The following is a 21,980-nucleotide window of genomic DNA, read 5'->3' on the forward strand; positions in this document are numbered from 1 at the left end:
GCGGATATGTCAGCAGGGAGGCGAGGTCAGCCGGAGGTGCCGAGGACGTTCTGGTCCCAGTCGATCACCGAACCGGTCACCACGCCGCTGCGGTCGGACAGCAACAGGACGACGAAGTCGGCGATCTCGTCGACCTGGCCGAGCCTGCCCATCGGGAGGCTCTCGGCGGCCCGCTCGCGCCAGTCGTCGCCGGCGCCGTGGAACTCCCGCTGGATCGCGTCCTCGCCCTCGGTCTCCGTCCAGCCGATGTTCAGGTCGTTGATCCGGACGCGGTCCCAGCGGTGGGCGTGGGCCGCGTTGCGGGTCAGGGCCGCGAGGCCGCCCTTCGCCGCGGAGTAGGGGGCCAGGTTCGGCGGTCCGCCGTGGGCGCAGTTGGAGCCGATGTTGACGATCGTGCCCGGTGCGCCGCGGGCGACCAGGTGCTCCACGACCGCCTGCATGGCGAAGAAGGGGGCGCGCAGGTTGATCGCGATGTGGGCGTCGAAGAGGTCGGGCGAGGTGTCGAGGAGCGAGCCCCGGGAGGTCAGGCCGGCCGCGTTGACGAGGCTGTCCACCCGGCCGTGGGCGGCGATCACGCGGTCCACGGCGCCGCGCACCTGCGCCGGGTCCGTCAGGTCGGCCCGCAGGAAGCCGGCGCCCGTGTCCGCGGCGAGCTTCTCGCCGACCTCGGCGCGGCGGCCCGTGAACATCACGGTCGCGCCCTCGCGCAGCGCCGCCCGGACGATGCCTGCGCCGACGCCCTGGCTGCCGCCGTTGACGAGGACGACCTTGTCCTCGAGTAGTCCCATGGGGAGTTTCCTTTCGGTCGGCGTCGGTGGGCCCCGCCGGAACCCGTCCCGGCCACGGGCCGGGTCGTCCCGACCTTTCCCGGCGCCTTCGCCTCTGCCAGTCTTGAGGGGCGAAGGCCCTCGTACAACCCGCGGCGGGCCATCAAAAACCCATCATCCGGATGCCGAGGGGCCACCGGCGGGACCGAGGCCGGTCCTCCCGCCGCCCACCGCCGACCCCCAGGACGCCACGCCATGACACACCCCTACACGATCCGGGAGATCGCCCGTCAGGCCGGGCTGAGCCAGGCCACGGTCGACCGGGTCCTCAACGGCCGGGGCGGGGTGCGGGAGAGCACCGCCCGCGAGGTGCACCAGGCCGTCAAGGACCTGGACCGGCAGCGCACGCAGGTGCGTATCGGCGGCCGTACGTTCATGGTCGACATCGTGATGCAGACCCCGGACCGGTTCTCCACGGCGGTCCGGGAGGCGCTGGAGGCCGAGCTGCCGTCCCTGCACCCGGCGGTCGTACGCTCCCGCTTCCACTTCCGGGAGACGGGGTCGGCCTCCGAGATGGTGCGGGTGCTCGACCGGATCGGGCGGCGCGGCTCGCAGGGCGTGATCCTCAAGGCGCCGGACGTCCCGGAGGTGACCGCCGCCGTCGAACGGCTGGTCGCGGCCGGAGTCCCGGTGGTCACGTTCGTGACGGACCTGCCGGGCAGCGCGCGCGGCGCGTACGTCGGCATAGACAACCGGGCCGCCGGGGCGACCGCCGCGTATCTGCTGCGGCAGTGGCTCGGAGACCGGCCGGGTGCCGTACTGGTGACGATCAGCCGCGGTTTCTACCGCAACGAGGAGGAGCGCGAGATGGGCTTCCGCGGGGTGATGCGGGCCGTCGACCCGCGGCGCACTCTCGTCGAGGTCACCGACAGCGACGGTCTGGACGCCACCCAGCGCGACCTCGTCCTCGCCGCGCTGGAGCGCGAGCCGGGCATCGCCGCCGTCTACTCCATCGGCGGGGGCAACACCGCCACGCTCGACGCCTTCGCCGCGCTCGGCCGGGAGCCGCACGTCTTCGTCGCCCACGACCTCGACCACGACAACACCCGGCTGCTGCGCGAGCACCGGCTCTCGGCCGTGCTCCACCACGACCTCCGTCAGGACGTCCGCCGCGCCTGTCAGACGATCATGCGGGCGCACCAGGCCCTCCCCGACGAGGGCCCGTTCCTCCCGTCGGCGATCCAGGTGGTGACGCCGTACAACATGCCGCCGGGGGCCGGCGCAGCCGTCACCGGCTAACCGGGGCGGGAGTCCCGGCACCCGCCCGGAACGTACGCCGGTACGTCAGCGGCGACACCCCGATCGCCGCGTGCAAGTGCTGGCGCAACGCCGTGCCCGTGCCGAAGCCGACCCGGCGGGCGATCTCGTCGACGGGGAGGTCGGTGGACTCCAGGGGGTGGCGGGCGCGGGACACCCGCTGCTGGACGAGCCAGCGGCCGGGGCTCATGCCGACCTCCTCGCCGAAGCGGCGGGCGAAGGTGCGCAGGCTCATCCGGGCGTGCCGGGCGAGGCCCGCCAGCGTCAGCGGAGCGTCCAGGTGTTCGAGCGCCCACTGCCGGGTGGCGGCGGTGCCGCTGGCGGGGGCCTGGGGGACGGGCTGCTCGATGTACTGCGCCTGGCCGCCCTCCCGCCACGGCGGCACCACACACCGGCGGGCGACCCGGTTGGCGACCTCGCTGCCGTGGTCCCTGCGCACGAGGTGCAGACAGAGGTCGATCCCGGAGGCGGCGCCGGCCGAGGTGAGGACGTCACCGTCGTCGACGAACAGCACGTCGGGGTCCAGGTCGACCTTCGGGAAGCGTTCCCGGAACGCCTCGGCCACCGCCCAGTGCGTGGTCGCGGGCCGGCCGTCCGGCAGCCCGGCCGTGGCGGGCACGAAGGCGCCCGTGCAGATGGACACCAGCCGGGTGCCGGGCCGGATCCGGGCGAGCGCCGCAGCCACGGGCTCCGGCAGCTCCGGCGACAGCAGCCTCGCCGAGGCCGGCGAGAGCCCGAACGAGGCGACGATCACGGTGTCTGCCGTGTCCAGCACCTCGGGGCCGTGCTCCACGGCGATGGTGAAGTCGGCCGCTGACCCTCGCCGGTGACGTCCGCAGCCGCTCCCTCGAGGTCCTGCGCGAGGGCGGCGTCCTCGTCACGATCCTCCCGTACGGCTACGAGGAGGACCGGAAGCGGGCCGAGGAGCTGGGGGTGCGGCTGGAGCCGATGCTCGTCGAGGCCGACCATGCGGGGGGTGCGGGCCATCGCCGCACTGGTGGAGGAGGGGCGGCTGCGCCCTCTCGTCGACACCACCTTCCCGCTCGCGGAGGCGGCCGAGGCGCACGCCCTCGGCGAGACCGACCGCACCACCGGGAAGATCGTCCTCACGGTCCGATGAGCCCTCGCCGCGCCGTGGTCCGGCAGGTCACGGTCCGCGAGGTCGCGGTTCGCGGGGTCTCGTTCCTCCGGGTCCGGGGCCGTCGGCGGGTCCCGGTCCGCACGGGCCCGGTCCGCCGGGCCACGGCCGCGATCTCCTCGTACGCGGGCCCCTGAGCCGGGCCCCGCACGGGAGGGGCTCGCGGCGAGCCCGTCGGCGGCGGTCAGCTCGTGACGAGTTCCGGGGTCCGGCGCGCCGAGGGGGCCACCACGGCGACGGTCACCGGCTCGGCGGCGATCGCCGTGACCGGCCCCGTTCCGCCGCGGACCTCTCGGTTGCGGAACAGCCAGGCGACGTCCCGGCCGAAGGACCACAGCAGCGAGCCCAGTGCCAGCGCGACCAGGGCGAAGCCCGCCGCGTACGGCAGCAGACCGGAGGCGGCGACCAGCAGGAAGACACCCTGGACGGCGGCGACCGTCTTGCGGGCCATGCTGTGCGGGAGGGAGTTGTTCAGCCAGGGCAGGACCTTGGCGGCGGCGACGAAGACGTACCGCATGAGACCGATCAGCAGCACCCACGGGCCCATCGACAGGGCGACGTACACGCTCAGCACCAGGATCAGGAACGCGTCGACCTCCATGTCGAAGCGCGCGCCCAGTGCGGTGGAGGTGTTGGTGCGCCGGGCCACCTGGCCGTCGACGCCGTCGAGGATCAGGGCCACGGCGGTCAGGGCGACGAACAGCGAGACCGGCGGCGAGCTCTGGAAGGAGTCGGCGACCAGGGCGGTCACGGCGCCGACGAGTACGGCCCGGCCGAGGGTGACGCGGTTGGCGGGGCCGAAGGTGCGGGTCCGGGTGCGCAGCAGGGCGCGGTTGAGGACGGCCCAGGTGGCGAGCCCGAAGGCCAGCCCGGTCAGCCAGCCCGCCGGGCCCAGTCCGATCGCCGTGCCCAGGAAGGCGAGGAGCAGCACCTGGGCGCCCGCGCCCACAGTCGTCTCCGAGAGCAACAGCCGGCCGTCGTATGTGTTGATCAGGGCCACCGCATACCTTCCGAACGTGTGACAAGTGGATCATCGCCGCGTACCGTGTCCGCGAACTTCCACCGCTGCGTACGTGGCGAACCGCTCGACCGTTCACGGAGACGCACATGAAACCGACAGCCCGAGCCTTCTGGCTACGCTCCCCCGGGCACGGCGAGATCCGCGAGGAGATCCTCGCCGCCCCCGCTGACGAGGAGGTTCTCGTCCGCGCGCTCTACTCGGGAGTCAGCCGGGGCACCGAGACGCTCGTGTTCCGCGGCCAGGTGCCCGAAAACCAGTACGCGACCATGCGCGCGCCCTTCCAGGACGGGGACTTCCCCGCCCCCGTGAAGTACGGCTATCTCAGCGTCGGGCGGGTGGAAGAGGGGCCGGACGCACTGCTCGGCAGGACCGTCTTCTGCCTGTATCCGCACCAGAGCCGCTACGTCGTTCCCGTGAGCGCCGTCACCGTCGTGCCGGAGTCGGTGCCCGCAGCGCGGGCCGTCCTCGCCGGGACGGTGGAGACCGCCGTCAACGCCCTGTGGGACGCGGCGCCCCTCATCGGGGACCGGATCGCGGTCGTGGGCGGCGGCATGATCGGCTGCTCGGTCGCCGCGCTGCTCGCCCGCTACCCGGGCGTGCGGGTCCAGCTCGTCGACGCCGACCCGGCACGCGCCGACATCGCCCGTGCCCTCGGCGTCGACTTCGCGCTGCCCGGGGACGCGCTCGGGGAGTGCGACCTCGTCGTGCACGCCAGCGCCAGCGAACAGGGACTCGTCCGCTCCCTCGAACTCCTCGCCGCCGAGGGCACGGTCGTCGAACTGAGCTGGTACGGCGACCGCCGGATCGCCCTGCCGCTCGGCGAGGCCTTCCACTCGCGTCGGCTCACCGTCCGCAGCAGCCAGGTCGGCACCGTCTCCCCGGCCGGACGCCCCGGACGGACCTACGCGGACCGGCTGGCGCTCGCGCTCGAACTCCTCGCCGACGCCCGTTTCGACGCGCTCGTCACCGGAGAGTGTGCCTTCGAGGAGCTCCCCGACGTCCTGCCGAAACTGGCGGACGGAGAGCTGCCGGGGATGTGCCACCGGGTTCGCTACGACGCGGAGTGAGGCGCAGGTCGTTCGTTCCGGGTCGTCCCACCCGCCCCTGAACTGCCCGAACGGAACATTGACCTCCAAAGAAACAGCAAAACTCGGCTGAACAACGGGTAGGGAGCAGCCGTACTACACGGCATGCCCCGGCCCGGGGGCAGACGTACCGCACTGGAGGGTCGTCCGTTGTTCAGCATCACCGTTCGCGATCACATCATGATCGCCCACAGTTTCCGCGGGGAGGTCTTCGGACCCGCGCAGCGCCTGCACGGCGCCACCTTCCTCGTGGACGCCACCTTCCGGCGCGCCGAACTGGACGACGACAACATCGTCGTAGACATCGGGCTGGCCACGCAGGAGCTGGGTGCCGTGGTGAGCGAGTTGAACTACCGCAACCTCGACAACGAGCCCGACTTCGCCCACACGAACACCTCGACGGAGTTCCTGGCCAAGGTCATCGCGGACCGTCTCGCCGAGCGCATCCACAAGGGGGCCCTCGGGGAGAACGCCAAGGGCATCGCGGGCATCACGGTCACCCTGCACGAGTCGCACATCGCCTGGGCGAGTTACGAGCGTGCTCTGTGACCGACGTGACCATCGACCGGGCGGCCGTCGGCACCGCCCAGGCATACGGCAGTGCTGTCCAGGCAGACGGGGGAGAGCAAGTGCGGCTCGGCTATGTGCCCGTGCAGAACGCGGCGCTGAAGAACGCGGCGATCGTCCCCATGTCGCTGCGTTCGCTGCACTTCGTGATGCCGGGCGGCGTGGACGACCCGGCCCGCCCCAGCGGCGGCAACGCTTATGACCGTCGGATCTGCCTCGACCTGCCCGGCTTCGGCTGGCAGGTGAACAAGCACACCGTCGACGGCGACTGGCCGAGCCCCTCCGAGGCGGCACGCGCCGAACTCGCCCGTACGCTGCGTGAACTCCCCGACGGCACGGTCGTCCTGCTGGACGGTCTGGTCGCCTGCGGGGTCCCCGAGATCGTCCTTCCCGAGGCCGAGCGTCTGTGCCTGGCCGTGCTGGTGCATCTGCCGCTGGGCGACGAGACGGGCCTGGAGCCCGAGGCCGCCGCTGACCTCGACGCCAAGGAGCGGGCGACCCTGCGGGGCGTGTCCGCCGTGATCGCGACCAGCGAATGGGCGGTCCGCAGACTCGTGTCACACCACGGGCTCGCCCCCGAGCGGGTCCATGTCGCCGCCCCGGGCGCCGACATCGCGCCCCTCGCCTCTGGCACCGACGGCGTCTCCCGGCTGCTGTGCGTGGCCGCGGTCACCCCGCGCAAGGGGCAGCACCGGCTGGTGGAGGCCCTCGCGACCGTCACGGAACTGCGCTGGAGCTGTGTCCTGGTGGGCAGCCTCGACCAGGAGCCCGAGTACGTCGACCACATCCGCACGCTGATCGCGAAGTTCGGCCTGGAGGACCGCTTCCACCTGGCCGGACCGCAGGCCGGCGCGGAACTCGACGCCAGCTACGCCGCCGCCGACCTCATGGTCCTCACCTCCTACGCCGAGACCTACGGCATGGCGGTCACCGAGGCCCTCGCGCGGGGCATCCCCGTACTGGCCTCGGACGTCGGCGGTCTCCCCGAGGCCGTCGGCCGCGCCCCCGACGGCGGGGTGCCCGGCATCCTCGTGCCGCCGGAGAACCCCGCGGCCATCGCGACGGAGCTGCGCGGCTGGTTCGGTGAGGCCGACGTGCGGCGCCGGCTGAAGGCGGCCGCGCGCGGCCGCCGGGCCGCGCTGGACGGGTGGGCGACCACGGCCCGCAGCCTCGCCCATGTGCTGGGACGGCTGAGGCAGGAACCCCGGAGGGCCGCATGATCACATCCGCCGACATGACCGCGTCCGACGGCGGCCCCCTGTCCGTGGGGGCCACCGCCGCGGTGGCCGGCGCGTCCGCCGCCGTGACCGCGCTGAGCATGGCGGGGCGCGGCGGCACGACCCCGGAGCCCGAGGACCACCAGTACGCGCCGCAGTGGCTGGAACTGCGCGAGAGCGCCGACGCCGACGCCCGCGCGGCGGAGCTGCTGGACCCGCTGCGGATCCGCCTGGCGAACCTGCCCGGGCGGGCCACCGGGCTGACGATCCACGACCTGGGCTGCGGCACCGGCTCGATGGGCCGCTGGCTCGCGCCCCGGCTCGACGGCGCCCAGCGGTGGGTCCTGCACGACCAGGACCCGAACCTGCTGCGGCTGGCCGTCGCGCGGGCGCCCCGCGCGGCCGCCGACGGCAGCCCGGTCACGGTCACCACACGGCGCGGCGACATCGGGCGGCTGACGGCCCATGACCTGGCCGGTGCCTCGCTGGTCACCGCGTCCGCGCTCCTCGACGTCCTCACCCGCGAGGAGATCGAGGCGCTCGCCGCGGCCTGCGCGGGCGCCGGGGTCCCCGCCCTGCTCACCCTGTCGGTCGTGGGCCGCGTGGACTTCGCTCCCGCCCACCCGATGGACGCCGAGATCGCGGAGGCGTTCAACGCCCACCAGCGCGCCAGCGACCTGCTCGGCCCGGACGCGATCACCACGGCCTGCGAGGCCTTCGCCCAGCGGGGCGCCACGGTCCGCGTCCACCCGAGCTCCTGGCAGCTCGACGCGCGCCATCCCGCCCTCACCGAGGAGTGGTTGCGCGGCTGGGTCGGCGCCGCCTGCGAGCAGCGCCCCGAACTCACCGCGCGCGCCGACGCCTACCTGCGCGACCGCCTCGACGCCGTCGCGGCCGGCGACCTCCGGGTCGTCGTCCACCACAGCGATCTGCTGGCCCTGCCCCGGCCGACGGGCGGAGCCTCATGACGGCGCCGGTGGAGGAGACGGCCGGGATCCGCCCGCCGGCGGACCGCGTGCGCGCATGCGTCCCGGGCGCACGTGCCGAGCGGGGCCCGGCGGCCGGTGGCCCGGAGCGGACGGTGGGGGAGCGGCTTCCCGTCGGTGCCGCTTCCGACGCCTCCTCGCCGGACGCCCCCGCAGGCTCCCGCTCCTCCTCCGGCCTCGTCCGCGCCCTGCGCACCCACTTCGGCACGCTCGCCGGAACGGCCATCCTCGTCGTCGTGTTCTGGCGGATGGGGACCGGCGTGTTCGTGGACGGGCTGCGGCGGATCGACGGCGGCACGCTGGCGGCGGCCGTCGCGATCGGCGTGTTCACCACGGTGTGCAGCGCGTGGCGCTGGTGCGCGGTGACGCGGGCGCTCGGGCTCGCGCTCCCCCTCGGGCCGGCCGTCGCGGACTACTACCGCTCGCTGTTCCTCAACGCGGCCCTGCCCGGCGGTGTCCTCGGCGACGTGCACCGCGCGGTGCGGCACGGCCGGGACTCCGGGGACATGGGCCGGGGCGTGCGCGCGGTGGTCATCGAGCGCACCGCGGGCCAGCTGGTGCTGGCGGTCGTCGGTGTAACGGTTCTGCTGGTGCTGCCCTCGCCGGTCCTGGAACAGACCCGCCACGCGGCGGGCCTGACCGCGCTCGTCGTGCTGGGCGCGTTCGCGATCCGGGCGGCGGTCCGCGCGGTCCGCGGGCCGGGCACGGGCCGGGGCCGGGGCCGCCGGGTCCGGGCCGCGCTCACCGAGGCGCGCGGCGCGCTGCTGAACCGCGACAGCGGCCCGGCCGTGCTGCTCTCCTCGGTGGCGGTGCTGGCCGGATACGTGGCGACGTTCCTGCTCGCCGCACGCGTCGCCGGGTCCGACGCGACCGCGCTGGAACTGCTGCCCCTCGCGCTGCTGGCCCTGATCGCCATGAGCCTGCCGCTCAACGTCGGCGGCTGGGGCCCCCGCGAGGGCGTCACCGCGTGGTCCTTCGGCGCCGCGGGCCTCGGCGCCTCCCAGGGCCTGACCGTGGCCGTCGTCTACGGTGTGCTCAGCTTCGCGGCCGCCCTCCCGGGGGCCCTCGTACTCGTCGGACGCTGGTACGGCTCCCTGCGGGCCCGCCGTCAGCCGGCGGACGAGGCGGTCGCCGAGGACGTCCCGGGCGGAACCGTACCCGTGTCCCAGGCGTCCGAGGTGACCAACGAGAAGTACGCACCGAAGGAATGGACGAACCCTGCCAGCAACTCCTTCCCCTTCGTGGCGGATGCCAGGGACGGACGGCCGATGACACCGGAATCGGTGTAGGCCGACATACCGAGGGAGAGGAGATGACGGCGGTCGTCGGCAAGGAAATCGGTGGTCTCGTGACCGGGCCGGACCAATTCGGGATGGCAATGCAGAAGTATGGAGGTCTCTATTTCTCCCGCATGCATATCACTGAGCAGCGAGGTCTCTACGCCCGCCCGTTCACGGGCGGCTTCCCAGTCCTCCATCGCCGGGAAAAGCGCCATTCGATGTCCCGCCGCGGTGGATTCCTGGACGACGTTGCCCAGGACATAATTCCCGCCGTGACCGTTCACCACCACCAGAGCCTCGACGCCCGAGCGGCGCAGGGACGCGGCGATGTCGCGGACCATCGCGTGCAGGGTCGTCGCGGAGATGCTGACGGTGCCGGGCCAGGCCGCGTGCTCGTGCGAGCAGGCGATGGTCACCGGCGGCAGGAGGTGCACCGGATACGCGGCCGCTATCTCCCGGGATATGGCGCAGGCGACGAGTGTGTCGGTGGCCAGCGGCAGATACGGGCCGTGCTGCTCGTAGCTGCCGACGGGAAGCACCGCGACCTGGGGGCCGCCCGCCCGTGTCCCCCGCGCGCGGACGTCCGCGGTGGTGTCCGTCGGAACAAGACTCGAACTGCTCATCATTTCACGGCCTTTCGTCTCTGCTGATGCTCCGTCATTTTCGCATGACGCCAGGGCTTACCAGATTGGAACAGATCATGACAGAAAATGTTGGTGTACTCGGCACGAATGCCCAGTCCTCCGGCGCCGTACGTGTGGTGAACGCCCCCCTGCCCACGACGTACGGCGACTTCGAGGCCGTAGGTTATCTCGACCAGGACCGCGGCGAGGAACAAGTGGCACTGGTGTACGGCGACATCAGCGACGGTGAGGGAATTCTCATACGGCTGCACTCGGAGTGCCTGACCGGTGACGCGTTCGGTTCCCAGCACTGCGAATGCGGTGAGCAGCTCGACAGCGCCCTGCGGGCCATCGTCGCCGAGGGCCGCGGCGTTCTCGTCTACCTGCGCGGCCACGAGGGCCGCGGCATCGGCCTGCTCGCCAAGCTCCAGGCGATGAAGCTCCAGGCCGAGGGCCTGGACACCGTCGAGGCCAACCTCGCCCTCGGCCTGCCGGTGGACGCCCGCGACTACCGGGTGGCCGCCGAGATGCTGCACGACCTCGGCATACGGTCGGTCCGGCTGATGTCGAACAACCCGCGCAAGCGGGAGGCGCTGCTGCGCCACGGCATCACGGTCGCCGAGCAGGTGCCACTGCTGATCACGCCCTGCGAGGACAACATCACCTACCTGCGCACCAAGCGGGAGCGGCTCGACCACTACCTGCCGCACCTGGACGCCGTGGTCCACTCCTCCTGAGCGCCGGGGTCCGCGCGGCGGCCGTCCCGGAGACGGCCCGAGGCTCCGACACCGGCCGCCGCGCCCGCCCGGAACGCCCCACGAGCGGTGCCCCCGCACGGCCGGTACACCGGCGCTCCGCATGAACGTTCGTCCGTGGTGGAAGACCTGACTCGGTCGGGTCGTCCGGCCGGGGTCGGGCGAAGGGAGCGTTCGTGATCCGCAGCGCACGGGTCGTCGTCATCGGCGGAGGCGTCATCGGGACGAGCATCGCCCACCACCTGGCCGCCGCCAAAGTGGAGGACGTCGTCCTCGTCGAACGCGACGAACTGGCCTCCGGATCGACCGCGAGGGCCGCCGGCGGGGTCCGCGCGCAGTTCTCCGACGAACTCAACATCCAGCTCGGCGCCCGCAGTCTGGAGGCGTTCGGCCGCTTCCGGCAGGAACTCGGCCACGACATCGGGCTGCACCGGGTCGGCTACCTCTTCCTCCTGTCGACCCCCGGCGAGGTCGCCCAGTTCGAGGCGGGCGTCCGGCTCCAGAACGACCTGGGCGTACCCAGCCGCATGCTCGACCCGGTCGAGGCCCGGCGGCTCTCCCCGCTGATCTCCACCGAGGGCCTGCTCGCCGCCGCGTTCTCGCCCGACGACGGGCACTGCACGCCGGAGTCCGTTGTCCACGGCTACGCCGCCGGGGCCCGCCGCAACGGGGCGACCGTGCTGCGCAACTGCGAGGTCCTGGGCATCGAGACCTGGCGGGACACGATCACCGCCGTGGTCACGAGCAAGGGCCGGATCGTCACCGACACGGTCGTGTGCGCGGCCGGCGCCTGGTCCCGGTCCATCGGCGCCATGGTCGGCGTCGACCTCCCCGTGGAGCCCCTGCGCCGCCAGATCGCCGTCACGGAACCGGTCCCCGGCCTCCCGCCCGGCCTCCCCATGACGATCGACTTCACCAGCAGCCTCTACTTCCACACCGAGGGCCCCGGCCTCCTCGTCGGGATGTCCGACCCCGACGAACGCCCCGGCTTTTCCACCGACACCCACGACCGCTGGATCCCCCGCCTCTATGAGGCCATGGAGCGCCGCGCCCCCGGCCTGCTCGACCTGCGCCGCACGGGCGGCTGGGCCGGCCTGTACGAGATCACCCCGGACCACAACGCCCTGATCGGCGAGGCCGGTTCGTGCTCGCGCTTCCTGTACGCGACCGGGTTCTCCGGCCACGGGTTCCTCCAGGGCCCGGCGGTCGGCGAGGTGGTCCGCGACCTGTACCTCGGGCGCGTACCCTTCGTCGACATCAGCCCGCTGAGCGTCGACCGGTTCACGGCCGACACCCTGCGCCCGGAGGCCAACCTCGTATGACCGCTGTCCACTTGTGGCTCCGCCACGAGACCCGCACCACCGAACGCCGCACCCCGATCGTGCCGTCCGACGCCCGGCGGCTCACCGCGAGCGGAGTACGGATCACCGTCGAGGAGTCCGCCCAGCGGATCTTCCCGGTGGAGGAGTACCAGGAGGCCGGCTGCCAGGTCGCCGGCCCCGGCTCCTGGGTCTCCGCGCCGGCCGACGCGGTGATCGTGGGACTGAAGGAACTCCCGGACACACCACCCGAGCTGACGCATCGGCACATCTTCTTCGGGCACGCCTACAAGGGGCAGCCCGGAGCGGAGGCGCTGCTGCGCAGGTTCGCGGCCGGCGGCGGAGCACTGCTCGACCTGGAGTACCTGGTGGACGAGCGGGGCCGCAGGCTCGCCGCCTTCGGCTTCTGGGCGGGCTATCTGGGCGCCGCGCTCGCCGTGCTGCACCACCGGGGCGCCCTGCGCGCCCCTCTGCAGCCGACCTCCAAGGAGGCGATGGAGGCCGAACTCCGATCGTCGGAGGGTGACTTGACCGCGCTGGTGATCGGCGCCCTGGGCCGCAGCGGCCAGGGTGCCCGGGTGGCGCTGGGCGAGGCGGGCGTCGAGCCGACCTGCTGGGACCTGGCCGAGACCCGCGACCTGGACCGCCGGGCCCTGCTCGCCCACGACCTGATGGTGAACACGGTCCTGACGACGAGCCCGGTCCCGCCGTTCCTGACGGACAAGGACCTCGACGGCCCGGACCGTCGTCTGCGGACCCTCTCGGACGTCACCGTCGACGTCGGCTCGCCCATGAACGTGCTGCCGGTCTACGACACGACCACGGAGTGGGACCACCCCGTACGGCGGCTGCGCGAGCACCCTCCGCTCGACCTCATCGCCATCGATAACCTGCCCTCCCTGCTGCCCCGGGAGGCGAGCACCGACTTCTCGGCCGCGCTGCTGCCGCAGCTGTCGGCCTTCGGCACCGGCGGGGCGTGGGGCCGGTGTCTGGATCGTTTCCGTCAGGTGAGCGCCGGACTGGGGCTCACGGAGAGGTAGGTGCCCCGATGACCGCCGAGGTGGTTCCCGCGAGCGGTACCGTCCACTGGGTCGGAGCCGGACTGTCCACGGGCAGCGGCCTGGCGGCGCTGTGCGACAGTGCCGCCGGGGTACGGCTGTGGCACCGCAGCGAGGAGCGCGCCCGGCAGGCCCTGGCCGCGCTGGGGCTGACGGGCCGCGCCGAGCCCCGCGCGTACACCCTGCCGGCCCTCGCGGCCGAGCTGGCACCGGGCGACATCGTGGTCTCGATGCTCCCGGCGCCTGACCACGGGCCCCTGCTCGGGGCGTGCGTCGGGGCGCGGGCCCACTTCGCCTGCTCCAGCTACGTCTCGGACGCGATCGTGGCGCGGGTCCCGGCGGCCCGCGCCGCCGGGGTCGCCGTGCTCACCGAGGCGGGCCTGGACCCGGGCATCGACCACCTCTTCGCGCACAGTCTGATCGACCGGGCCACCCGCGCGATCGGGCCGCAGACGCCCGCCTCCTACTCGCTCACCTCGTACTGCGGCGGCGTCCCGGCCGTGCCCAACGACTTCAGGTACCGCTTCAGCTGGGCACCGGCCGGTGTGCTGAACGCCCTGCGCTCGCCCGCCCGTTACATCGAGGACGGCGCCGAGACCACGGCCGACCGCCCCTGGACGGCCACCCGCCCCCATGTCATCGACGGCGAGACCTTCGAGGCCTACCCCAACCGCGACAGCGTGCCCTTCGTCGCCCAGTACGGAATCCCGCCGGCCTGGAAACCGCGGACCTTCGTCCGGGGCACCCTCCGCCTCGACGGCTGGCTGGCGGCCTGGGCGCCGGTGTTCGCGGAGCTGGAGACGGGCGACGACCGGCGCATCGCCGCCCTGGCCGGCGAACTGGCCGCCCGCCATCCGACGACCGACGCCGACCGTGACCGGGTCGTCCTCGCCGTCTCCCTCGACGTACGGGCCGCGTCGGGCACGCGCTGGTCCGGCCGCCACCTCCTCGACGCCGTCGGCACGGAGGAGGAGAGCGCGATGGCCCGCCTGGTCTCCCGCCCCCTGGCCCTCGGAGTGGGACACATCCTGGACGGATCGCTTCCGGCGGGCCTGAGCCGGGGCGCGGAGACGGGAGAGCGCTCCCGGGTGTGGCTGTCCGAACTGGCCCGGTCCGGTGTGGAGTTCACCTGACGGCGAGACGACCCGGGGCCCGGTGAACCAGGCGGAGGAGCGCGGCCGGGCCCGGGTTCAGCTCACCGCCTCTTCAGCTCGCCGCCTCGTGCACCAGCCGCCTGAGCTCTGGATACACCGAGAACGACGACCGTCGCCGCACCTGGGTCATGAACTGCACTGTCAGGTCCCGCCGCGGATCCACCCAGAAGATCGTCGTCGCGGCCCCGGTCCACCCGAAGGTGCCCGCCGAGGACGGGTACTCGGTGACGGCGGGATCGATGACGACGGACACCCCGAGCCCGAAGCCGACGCCCACGTTGCCCGGCTGCCGGTGGAACGCGCTGCCGTGCGTGTGGATGTCGACGCCTCCCGGCAGCTGATTGGTGGTCATCAGGTCGACGGACTCGGCGGAGAGCACCCGTACGCCGTCGAGTTCACCGCGCCGGCGCAGGAACTCGGCGAAACGGTGGTAGTCCCGGGCGGTGGCGGCGAGGCCGCCGCTGCCGGAGAGGAAGCGCGGCCGGCCGCCGCGCAGCGGCAGCCCCGGCACGCGCGCGATCGAGCCGTCCTCCTGCTCGCCGTACAACTCCGCCAGCCTGCCCGCCTGTTCGGGGCCGACCTGGAAGCCCGCGTCCGTCATGCCGAGCGGGCCGAGGATCCGCTCGGCGAAGAACGTGTCGAGGTCCTGCCCCGACACCACCTCGACGATCCGGCCGAGGACGTTGGTGGAGACGGAGTAGTTCCACTGCGAGCCCGGCTCGAACTGCAGCGGCAGGCGCGCGTACTCCGCGCACGTCTGCGCGAGGGTCGCGCCCGGCCGCACGGAGTTCTCCAGGCCCGCGTCGCGGTAGAGCGCGTCGACGGGATGGTCGTGGTAGAAGCCGAACGTCAGGCCCGACGTGTGGGTCATCAGATGGCGGACGAGGATCGGCCCCTCGGCGGGACGGGTCCGGACGTCGGCACCCGACCCGGACTCGTACACGCGCGGCTCGGCGAACTCCGGGAGGTGGCGGGAGACCGGGTCCGCGAGCGAGAGCTTCCCCTCCTCGATCAGTATCAGCGCGGCGACCGACGTGACGGGCTTCGTCATCGAGTAGACCCGCCACACCGTGTCCGTCTCCACGGGGAGCCCCGCCTCGCGGTCACGCTGCCCGTACGTCGTCAGGTGGGCGACGCGACCGCCGCGCGCCAGGGACAGCAGATAGCCGGGCAGGCGGCCCTCGTCGACCTGCCGGGCCAGGTAGGCGTCCAGACGAGCCAGGGTCTTCGGGTCGAGGCCCGCCTCGCGCGGCTCGACCTCTCGGCGCAGTCGTTGCATGGTGGTTCTCCTCCGGTCGCCCGGGTCACGGCTCTCGTTCATCGCTGTTGTCCTCATCGTTCCGCACTGATCGCGTTCCATCCCCGGTGGGTCGGGCGGGTCGGGGCATTCGCAGGGCGAGAGGCGCGCCGAGCGCGGCCACGCCGGCCAGGAACAGCAGGGCGGGACCCGTGCCGAGCGGCATGAGCGAGGTCGCGGCCGCCACCCCCAGCGCGGGGCCGACGTTCATCGCGGTCTGCTGCAGCCCGCCCGCCACCCCCGCCGACTCCGGCGGCGCCTGCCGTACGACGACCGCGGTCGCGGTGACCATCAGCGCGCCGAAACCGGCGCCCAGCAGCAGGAATCCGCCCCCGGTCACCACCGTGGACGAGCCCGGGCCGAGTCGGGCCAGCGACAGCACACCGGAGGCCAGCAGCACCGTGCCCGCCAGGGCCGTGGTGCGGGCGCCCCTCCGGCGCAGCAGGACGGCCGACAGCGGCGCCCCGAGGACCATCATGACGCCGCCGGGCAGCGCGACCAGGCTCGTGCGCAGCGGGTCCATGCCGAGGACGTCCTGCAGGACGAAGCTGCACACGAACAGCGCGCCGAGCATCGCCGCCGAGGCGGCCACCAGCGCGCCGAGCGCCGCGCGCACGGGCACCGAGCCGAGCAGGGCGGGCGGCAGCAGCGGATCGGGTGTACGCCGTTCGTGCCGTACGAGGACGAAACCGGACGCGGCCGCGATCAGCAGACCGAGCACACCGGTCACCGTCCAGCCGTGCTCCGGCAGCCCGGTCAGCGTGTGCACGAGCGCGGCCAGGGCCACCGCGAGCAGCGCGGCGCCGGGCAGGTCGAGCCCGGGGCCCGCGGACCTCCTCGTGCCCCGCGCCCGCGGGGTGCGTACCGTCAGGGCCAGCAGGCCCATGACCAGGGCCGGAACGACGTTGAGGAAGAACACCGCCCGCCAGCCCAGCTGGGCGACGAGCGCACCGCCGACCAGCGGACCGGCGGCGACCGCCACCCCGATGGCGCTGGTCCGCAGCGCGATGGGCATCCCCAGCCGGTCGGGGGGATACGCGGCCCGCAGCATCCCGAGCGTGGCGGGCTGCAGCAGCGCGCCGAAGACGCCCTGGACGACCCGCAGCCCGATCACCCAGCCCACATCGGGCGCGCACCCGATGGCGGCCGAGGCTGCGCCGAACCCCAGGACGCCCCAGGCGAAGACGCGCTGATGTCCGAACCGGTCGCCCAGCCGTCCCGCGAACACCAGCAGCCCCGCCACGGCGATCAGATAGCCGGTGCTGGTCCACTGCACCTCGGTGAGGCCGGCGTCCAGATCACGGCGCAGCTCCGGCTGGGCGATCGTCAGGACGGTGCCGTCGAGGGCGACCAGCACGGCGCCGAGCACGCTGTTGGCGAGGGTGAGACGGCGGTGGGGCGCGGATGCCCGTGCGGCACTTCCGGCGCCGGGCTCCGCGGTGGTCGCCGTCATCGGTCCTCGCTGCCCAGGTGCGCGTCCAGCGCGGTGCGCAGCAGCGGGGCGAAGTCGTCGGCGCCCGTGGTGAGCTGGAGGCTGCCCCAGGTCCACAGCTGGGCGATGCCGTAGAGGTTCGCCAGCAGGGCGCCGGCGCACAGCCGGGCGTCGGCGTCGGGCCGGGCCCGTCCGACGAGGTCCACCAGTAGGGCGAAGATCGGCAGGCTGGCGTCTCGCAACCCCAACTCGTTGCTCTCCAGCAGGTCGTGACGGAACATCAACTCGTGCATGCCCCGCCGGGTGAGCGCGAAGTCGAGGTACACGTGCCCCAGCGTGGTGATCTGCTCGCGCGGGCTCGCCGTACCGTCCCCGAGTGCGGCCGTCCCGCGGGTGGCCAGGTCCTCGAAGCCCCGGCGCGCGATGGCGGACAGCAGCTCCAGATGGGTGGGGAAGTAGCGGCGCGGCGCCCCGTGCGACACCCCCGCCCGCCGCGCGATCTCCCGCAGGGAGAGCGCCTGGACGCCCTCCGTCGTCACCAGTTCGACGCCGACCTCGACCAGCCGGGACCGGAGTCCCGTGTTCGTCTCGCTCATAGACACTGTCTACCAGGGTGCGTAGACAGTGTCTACCTCGGGATCCGGCTGGGCCACTCTCGGGATCCGCCCCGTCCCTAGCCGCCGTCCGCCGCGCCGTCGCCCGTCCTCTCCAGGACGCACAGCCGGCCTTCGTCGGGATCGCCGATGTAGGTCCACAGGGCCAGGTCCTTCGACGTACCCCGGGCCTCGTACCTGCTCCAGATCCCGGAGGGGGCGAAGGTGAGGTGGACCGTCGAGACGGGATCGCCCGCGTCGACGTCGTCCCCGGTGTCGTCGTGCTCCCATCCGCCCTCACCGGGGGCCGGGGCCAGGACCTCGTCGAACGGGTCGTCGTCGTTGTCGTCGAAGTCGCCGCAGATGTCGTCCGACGCGAACGTCCCGTCCTGCTCCAGGGTCAGCCGCCCACCCCGCTCGTCGACCCAGGTGCCGGTGAGCTCGGAGCGGCTCAGCGCGAGAGGCTCCCCGTCGGGAACGGGAACCGACAGACGGCTCACCACCAGCAGCAGGGTGAACGCGCCCGCCACGAGCAGCAGAGGCAGACCGCAGCCGACCACGCCGGCCAGCGGCACGAGCAGCGCGATCCTCCAGCGCCGCCGGCTCGTCCCGGCCGACGGCCATCCCTGCCACGGGGGAGGGGTCTGTCTGTACGGATCCTCGGCGCGTCGCATCCTGCCCCCGGTAGCGGTGCCGCTCGGTCGCGGCGGTGCGGTCATCATGCTCCCGACCTGCGAGGCTCCCCGCGCCGGGGTCGCTCTCGCGGACCCTTGGGCGCGCACGGGTGCCCGGACACCTCGGGGGTGTCCGGGCACCCGTGCCGCAAACGGCCGGGGGCTCAGGCCGCGACGCGCTCCCGGTCGTTCTTCTCGCACGGGGTGCGGGCACCGAGGAGTTCGGTCGGGATCCGGTGGGTCTCCCGGGCGGTGAGGGCGGCGATGACCGGCGGGACGCACAGGGCCGCGGTGAACAAGGCCACGGCGAACCAGTCGTCGCCGTCCGGGCCGGCGATCTGCGCGGCGAAGGTGACGGCGAAACCGGCGACCGCGAAGCCGATCTGGGTGCCGATGGCCATGCCGGACAGCCGGACGCGGGTGGAGAACATCTCGCCGTAGAACGAGGGCCAGATGCCGTTGGCGGCGCTGTAGACGACGCCGAAGGTGACGATGCCGAGGGCGAGGACCAGCGGGTAGGTGCCGGTCGAGATGGCCCACAGGTAGACGAACATCATCACCGCGCTGCCCGCCGCGCCGAACGCGAAGACCGGACGGCGGCCGATGCGGTCGGAGAGCGTGGCCCACAGCGGGATCGCGCCGAGCGCGACCAGGTTGGCGAGCGCGCCCACCCACAGCATGGCGGAACGGGACATGCCGACCGACTCGCTCGTCCCGTACGCCAGCGCCCACACGGTGAAGATCGTGGAGACCGAGGCGACCAGCGCGCCCGCGATCACCCGGAGGACGTCCGCCCAGTGCTCACGCAGCAGGACGGCGAGCGGCAGCTTCGCGACGCCCTCGGACTCGGTCTGCTGCGTGAAGGCCGGGGTCTCGTCCAGGGTGCGGCGGATGACGTAGCCGACGACGGCGACGGCGATGCTCAGCCAGAACGGGACGCGCCAGCCCCAGGACAGCAGCTGGTCCTCGGGGAGCGCCGCGATCGGGATGAAGACGAGGGTGGCCAGCAGCTGCCCGCCCTGGGTGCCGCTGAGGGTGAAGCTCGTGAAGAAGCCACGCCGGTCCGACGGTGCGTGTTCCAGCGTCATGGAGTTCGCGCTGGCCTGCTCGCCGGCGGCCGAGATGCCCTGGAGCACACGGCAGAGCACCAGCAGGACCGGGGCGAGGGTGCCGACCTGGTCGCGAGTGGGCAGGCAGCCGATCAGGAACGTCGACACACCCATCAGGATCAGCGTGAAGACCATGATCTTCTTGCGGCCCAGCCGGTCGCCGAAGTGCCCGAGGACCAGCGCGCCGATCGGCCGCGCCGCGTACGCCACACCGAACGTGGCCAGTGACAGCAGGGTCGCGGTGGCCGGGTCGGACTCGTCGAAGAAGACCGTCGGGAAGATCAGGGCGGCGGCGCTGCCGTAGATGAAGAAGTCGTAGTACTCCAGGGCGCTGCCGATCCAGGCGGCCGTGGCGGCCTTCCTGGGCTGGCCGGGCGGTGCGGCGGGGACGGACACGGCGTACTCCTTCGAGGGTTCTCCACCGTAGGCGGAGTGGGGCGGCGGCATGCAGGGGGTGCCGGCGGGGAGGGGTGCCGGACCCCTGGGGGTGACGGGGCGGCCGTGCCGGGTGCGACCCGGCTAATTAACCCACTGGATAGTTAGTAGCGGTTGGCTACGGATGTTGCGCCGACGTTTCCCGGGTGTCAAGAGGTGGCGCCGAAGGTTCTTCCGATGCGGACTGCCCGGCCCCGGTCGGCGCGGGCCGGGGCGAGTCGACGTGAACCGGGGGGCGACGGGAACCGGGTCGCGACCGGCCGCCGGGCCGGGGTGTCCCGCCGGGGCGGGCGGCCTCAGTCCGCCGCGCGGTCCGCCGTCAGATACGCGATCACCATGTCGCCGAGCATGGTGCGGTAGTGCTCGCGCCGACCGGGGTCCACCAGGTCGCGCCCGAAGAGGGCGCCGAAGGTGTGCCGGTTGGCGACCCGGAAGAAGCAGAAGGAGCTGATCATCGCGTGCAGGTCGACGGCGTCGACGTCGGCCGTGAACAGGCCCGACTCGCGGCCCGACGCCAGGATCCGGCGGATCACGTCCAGCGCGGGCGAGCCGATCCTGCCGAGCATCTCGGACGAGGCGATGTGCTCGGCCTCGTGGATGTTCTCGATGCTCACCAGGCGGATGAAGTCGGGGTGCGCCTCGTGGTGGTCGAACGTCACCTCGGCGAGCCGGCGGATGGCCGCGACCGGGTCCAGGTGCTCGACGTCCAGCTCCTGCTCCGTCTGCCGGATCACGGAGTACGCCCGCTCCAGAACGGCGGTGAACAGCTGCTCCTTGCCGCCGAAGTAGTAGTAGATCATCCGCTTGGTGGTGCGGGTCCGGGCGGCGATCTCGTCGACCCGGGCACCGGCGAAGCCGGAACGGGCGAACTCCGCGGTCGCGACGTCGAGGATCTCGGCCCTGGTGCGGGCGGCGTCACGGATGCGCCCGTTCGGTCGTGCCGGTTCTTCGACGCTGGTCATCGCGTTCCTTCGGGCAAGGGGCCAGTGCCCGCGATTGTAGAAGCCCTCGCCCCGCGGCCCGGCGCCGAGTCGCCCGTTCCGCCCCCGGTCCGCCGGCCGTGCCTGCGGCGGGGCCTTCCCTGGTGCGATCCCGGATGCTATGACTAACGTACTAGTTCGTACATTAGTCGGTCGCTCAGGAGGACCCGTCGTGTCCCAGGTCTCGAACCATGCCGCTGAGCAGGACTCGTATCTCGTCGGCCTCGTCGGCTCCGGCATCGGGCCCTCGCTCAGCCCCGCCCTGCACCAGCGGGAGGCCGACCGGCAGGGGCTGCGCTATGTGTACCGCCTGATCGACATCCACGACCTCGGGGTGGGGCCGGAGGCGGTCGGCGACCTCGTACGCGCCGCCCGCGACCTGGGCTTCGACGGACTGAACATCACCCACCCGTGCAAGCAGCTCGTCATCGAGCACCTCGACGCCCTCGCCCCGCAGGCCGCCGCGCTCGGCGCGGTCAACACCGTCGTCTTCGAGGACGGCCGTGCCGTCGGCCACAACACGGACGTCACCGGCTTCGCCGCGTCCTTCGCCCGCGGCCTGCCCGACGCCCCGCTGGAGAAGGTGGTCCAGTTGGGCGCCGGTGGCGCGGGCGCGGCCGTCGCCCACGCCACGCTCACGCTCGGCGCGGAGCACGTCACCGTCGTCGACGCGATGCCCGACCGGGCCACCGGCCTCGCCGCCGCCCTCAACCGCCACTTCGGCCCGGGACGGGCCGCCGCGGCGGCGCCGGACGAACTCCCGGCACTGCTGGGGGAGGCCGACGGGATCGTCCACGCGACGCCGACGGGGATGGCCGCGCATCCCGGGCTCCCGTTCGCCGCGAAGCTGCTGCGTCCCGGGCTGTGGGTCGCGGAGGTGGTGTACCGGCCGTTGGAGACGGAGCTGTTGAGGGCCGCGCGGGATCTTGGCTGCGCCACGCTCGACGGGGGAGGGATGGCGGTGTTCCAGGCCGCCGACGCGTTCCGGTTGTTCACCGGGCGTGAGCCGGACGCCGCGCGGATGCTGGCGGACATCGGCGAGCTGGCCGGGGTCGCGGGAGCCCGTAACTAGCGCCGCGACGGCTGGTCCCGTGTGTCGGCCGCACGTCCGTCGTGGCTGGTCGCGCCCACGCGGCGGAGCCGCACCCTGTCCCGCCCCGCGCCCCTGCCGGG

The 21,980-nt window shown here is 73.1% G+C and carries 21 protein-coding genes and 2 pseudogenes; 13 read left to right on the forward strand and 10 right to left on the reverse strand.

All coding sequences use genetic code 11. The annotated features are described in order from the left end of the window. Nucleotides 1-26 precede the first annotated feature (26 nt). Nucleotides 27-788, reverse strand: coding sequence for an SDR family oxidoreductase (locus tag ACFU5F_RS08555; RefSeq protein WP_383883860.1), 762 nt, complete (start codon nt 786-788; stop codon nt 27-29). Between the two features lie 234 nt (nt 789-1,022). On the opposite strand from ACFU5F_RS08555, the gene ACFU5F_RS08560 reads away from it, so the two are divergent. After that, nucleotides 1,023-2,066 carry a LacI family DNA-binding transcriptional regulator gene (locus tag ACFU5F_RS08560; protein ID WP_383883863.1) on the forward strand — a complete coding sequence of 348 codons (1,044 nt, stop codon included), beginning with the start codon at nt 1,023-1,025 and terminating at the stop codon, nt 2,064-2,066. Here ACFU5F_RS08560 and ACFU5F_RS08565 read toward each other — a convergent pair. Next, nucleotides 2,056-2,901, reverse strand: a pseudogene (locus ACFU5F_RS08565) (GlxA family transcriptional regulator); the annotation flags it as partial. The gene ACFU5F_RS08560 and the pseudogene ACFU5F_RS08565 overlap by 11 nt on opposite strands. Nucleotides 2,902-3,060: 159 nt before the next feature. On the opposite strand from ACFU5F_RS08565, the gene ACFU5F_RS08570 reads away from it, so the two are divergent. Together ACFU5F_RS08570 and ACFU5F_RS08575 are read left to right on the forward strand one after the other, a co-directional pair. Further along, nucleotides 3,061-3,204, forward strand: a complete 144-nt coding sequence (locus ACFU5F_RS08570; protein ID WP_383883866.1) for a zinc-binding dehydrogenase — start codon at nt 3,061-3,063, stop codon at nt 3,202-3,204. Further along, entirely contained in the window at nt 3,201-3,359 is a 159-nt protein-coding gene (locus tag ACFU5F_RS08575; RefSeq protein WP_383883869.1) for a hypothetical protein, read from the forward strand. Before ACFU5F_RS08570 ends, ACFU5F_RS08575 begins: the two co-directional genes overlap by 4 nt. A 47-nt stretch (nt 3,360-3,406) precedes the next feature. Here ACFU5F_RS08575 and ACFU5F_RS08580 read toward each other — a convergent pair whose 3' ends face one another. Further along, a complete protein-coding gene (locus ACFU5F_RS08580) occupies nt 3,407-4,222 on the reverse strand; it encodes a CDP-alcohol phosphatidyltransferase family protein (protein ID WP_383883871.1) in 816 nt (271 codons plus the stop codon). 107 nt (nt 4,223-4,329) lie between these two features. Here ACFU5F_RS08580 and ACFU5F_RS08585 point away from each other — a divergent pair, with 107 nt between their 5' ends. The 5 genes and pseudogenes from ACFU5F_RS08585 to ACFU5F_RS08605 all read left to right on the forward strand — a co-directional run. Beyond that, complete coding sequence (locus tag ACFU5F_RS08585; RefSeq protein ID WP_383883873.1) at nt 4,330-5,310, forward strand: zinc-binding alcohol dehydrogenase; 981 nt, start codon at nt 4,330-4,332, stop codon at nt 5,308-5,310. A 168-nt stretch (nt 5,311-5,478) separates the two neighbouring features. After that, complete coding sequence (locus ACFU5F_RS08590; protein ID WP_383883876.1) at nt 5,479-5,877, forward strand: 6-pyruvoyl tetrahydropterin synthase family protein; 399 nt, start codon at nt 5,479-5,481, stop codon at nt 5,875-5,877. After that, nucleotides 5,874-7,115, forward strand: a complete 1,242-nt coding sequence (locus ACFU5F_RS08595) for a glycosyltransferase family 4 protein (protein WP_383883879.1) — start codon at nt 5,874-5,876, stop codon at nt 7,113-7,115. Before ACFU5F_RS08590 ends, ACFU5F_RS08595 begins: the two co-directional genes overlap by 4 nt. Further along, the gene (locus tag ACFU5F_RS08600; RefSeq protein WP_383883882.1) at nt 7,112-8,080 is read left to right on the forward strand and encodes a methyltransferase domain-containing protein; all 969 of its coding nucleotides are present in this window, start codon (nt 7,112-7,114) and stop codon (nt 8,078-8,080) included. The genes ACFU5F_RS08595 and ACFU5F_RS08600 overlap by 4 nt, the downstream gene beginning before the upstream one ends. Further along, nucleotides 8,077-9,141, forward strand: a pseudogene (locus tag ACFU5F_RS08605) (lysylphosphatidylglycerol synthase transmembrane domain-containing protein); the annotation flags it as partial. The gene ACFU5F_RS08600 and the pseudogene ACFU5F_RS08605, both read left to right, overlap by 4 nt. Before the next feature lie 65 nt (nt 9,142-9,206). Here ACFU5F_RS08605 and ACFU5F_RS08610 read toward each other — a convergent pair. Continuing rightward, on the reverse strand, nt 9,207-10,004 hold the full coding sequence (locus tag ACFU5F_RS08610; RefSeq protein WP_383883885.1) for a creatininase family protein: 798 nt from the start codon (nt 10,002-10,004) through the stop codon (nt 9,207-9,209). A gap of 74 nt (nt 10,005-10,078) precedes the next feature. Here ACFU5F_RS08610 and ribA point away from each other — a divergent pair, with 74 nt between their 5' ends. The 4 genes from ribA (at nt 10,079) to ACFU5F_RS08630 (ending at nt 14,266) form a co-directional block, all read left to right on the forward strand. After that, entirely contained in the window at nt 10,079-10,738 is a 660-nt protein-coding gene (ribA, locus tag ACFU5F_RS08615; RefSeq protein ID WP_383883887.1) for a GTP cyclohydrolase II, read from the forward strand. 194 nt (nt 10,739-10,932) lie between these two features. Then, entirely contained in the window at nt 10,933-12,078 is a 1,146-nt protein-coding gene (locus ACFU5F_RS08620; RefSeq protein WP_383883890.1) for an NAD(P)/FAD-dependent oxidoreductase, read from the forward strand. Further along, entirely contained in the window at nt 12,075-13,115 is a 1,041-nt protein-coding gene (locus tag ACFU5F_RS08625; RefSeq protein WP_383883893.1) for a saccharopine dehydrogenase, read from the forward strand. The genes ACFU5F_RS08620 and ACFU5F_RS08625 overlap by 4 nt, the downstream gene beginning before the upstream one ends. An 8-nt stretch (nt 13,116-13,123) precedes the next feature. Then, complete coding sequence (locus ACFU5F_RS08630) at nt 13,124-14,266, forward strand: saccharopine dehydrogenase family protein (RefSeq protein ID WP_383883896.1); 1,143 nt, start codon at nt 13,124-13,126, stop codon at nt 14,264-14,266. A 73-nt stretch (nt 14,267-14,339) separates the two neighbouring features. Here ACFU5F_RS08630 and ACFU5F_RS08635 read toward each other — a convergent pair whose 3' ends face one another. The 6 genes from ACFU5F_RS08635 to ACFU5F_RS08660 all read right to left on the reverse strand — a co-directional run bounded on the left by ACFU5F_RS08635 (nt 14,340) and on the right by ACFU5F_RS08660 (nt 20,789). Next, entirely contained in the window at nt 14,340-15,566 is a 1,227-nt protein-coding gene (locus ACFU5F_RS08635) for a serine hydrolase domain-containing protein (protein ID WP_383883899.1), read from the reverse strand. A 25-nt stretch (nt 15,567-15,591) separates the two neighbouring features. After that, nucleotides 15,592-17,037, reverse strand: coding sequence for an MFS transporter (locus ACFU5F_RS08640; protein ID WP_383883902.1), 1,446 nt, complete (start codon nt 17,035-17,037; stop codon nt 15,592-15,594). Continuing rightward, entirely contained in the window at nt 17,034-17,612 is a 579-nt protein-coding gene (locus ACFU5F_RS08645; protein WP_383883904.1) for a TetR/AcrR family transcriptional regulator, read from the reverse strand. Before ACFU5F_RS08645 ends, ACFU5F_RS08640 begins: the two co-directional genes overlap by 4 nt. 77 nt (nt 17,613-17,689) lie before the next feature. Then, on the reverse strand, nt 17,690-18,283 hold the full coding sequence (locus ACFU5F_RS08650; RefSeq protein ID WP_383883906.1) for a hypothetical protein: 594 nt from the start codon (nt 18,281-18,283) through the stop codon (nt 17,690-17,692). A gap of 164 nt (nt 18,284-18,447) precedes the next feature. Then, a complete protein-coding gene (locus ACFU5F_RS08655) occupies nt 18,448-19,788 on the reverse strand; it encodes an MFS transporter (protein ID WP_383883909.1) in 1,341 nt (446 codons plus the stop codon). A gap of 335 nt (nt 19,789-20,123) precedes the next feature. Next, nucleotides 20,124-20,789: a TetR family transcriptional regulator gene (locus ACFU5F_RS08660; protein WP_383883912.1), complete on the reverse strand. Its 666-nt coding sequence runs from the start codon at nt 20,787-20,789 to the stop codon at nt 20,124-20,126. A 190-nt stretch (nt 20,790-20,979) separates the two neighbouring features. Here ACFU5F_RS08660 and ACFU5F_RS08665 point away from each other — a divergent pair, with 190 nt between their 5' ends. Further along, nucleotides 20,980-21,879 (forward strand): shikimate dehydrogenase, encoded by a 900-nt coding sequence (locus ACFU5F_RS08665; protein WP_383883915.1) that lies wholly within the window; start codon nt 20,980-20,982, stop codon nt 21,877-21,879. Nucleotides 21,880-21,980 lie beyond the last annotated feature (101 nt).

Source organism: Streptomyces sp. NPDC057438 (assembly GCF_042802995.1).
Classification (GTDB): domain Bacteria; phylum Actinomycetota; class Actinomycetes; order Streptomycetales; family Streptomycetaceae; genus Streptomyces.

Bases quoted from the DNA above. Each gene is read 5' to 3' on its own strand.
- ACFU5F_RS08555 (WP_383883860.1), bottom strand. From the start codon at position 788: ATGGGACTACTCGAGGACAAGGTCGTCCTCGTCAACGGCGGCAGCCAG.
- ACFU5F_RS08560 (WP_383883863.1), top strand. From the start codon at position 1,023: ATGACACACCCCTACACGATCCGGGAGATCGCCCGTCAGGCCGGGCTG.
- ACFU5F_RS08575 (WP_383883869.1), top strand. From the start codon at position 3,201: ATGAGCCCTCGCCGCGCCGTGGTCCGGCAGGTCACGGTCCGCGAGGTC.
- ACFU5F_RS08585 (WP_383883873.1), top strand. From the start codon at position 4,330: ATGAAACCGACAGCCCGAGCCTTCTGGCTACGCTCCCCCGGGCACGGC.
- ACFU5F_RS08600 (WP_383883882.1), top strand. From the start codon at position 7,112: ATGATCACATCCGCCGACATGACCGCGTCCGACGGCGGCCCCCTGTCC.
- ACFU5F_RS08610 (WP_383883885.1), bottom strand. From the start codon at position 10,004: ATGATGAGCAGTTCGAGTCTTGTTCCGACGGACACCACCGCGGACGTC.
- ribA (WP_383883887.1), top strand. From the start codon at position 10,079: ATGACAGAAAATGTTGGTGTACTCGGCACGAATGCCCAGTCCTCCGGC.
- ACFU5F_RS08625 (WP_383883893.1), top strand. From the start codon at position 12,075: ATGACCGCTGTCCACTTGTGGCTCCGCCACGAGACCCGCACCACCGAA.
- ACFU5F_RS08630 (WP_383883896.1), top strand. From the start codon at position 13,124: ATGACCGCCGAGGTGGTTCCCGCGAGCGGTACCGTCCACTGGGTCGGA.
- ACFU5F_RS08635 (WP_383883899.1), bottom strand. From the start codon at position 15,566: ATGCAACGACTGCGCCGAGAGGTCGAGCCGCGCGAGGCGGGCCTCGAC.
- ACFU5F_RS08640 (WP_383883902.1), bottom strand. From the start codon at position 17,037: ATGACGGCGACCACCGCGGAGCCCGGCGCCGGAAGTGCCGCACGGGCA.
- ACFU5F_RS08645 (WP_383883904.1), bottom strand. From the start codon at position 17,612: ATGAGCGAGACGAACACGGGACTCCGGTCCCGGCTGGTCGAGGTCGGC.
- ACFU5F_RS08650 (WP_383883906.1), bottom strand. From the start codon at position 18,283: ATGCGACGCGCCGAGGATCCGTACAGACAGACCCCTCCCCCGTGGCAG.
- ACFU5F_RS08660 (WP_383883912.1), bottom strand. From the start codon at position 20,789: ATGACCAGCGTCGAAGAACCGGCACGACCGAACGGGCGCATCCGTGAC.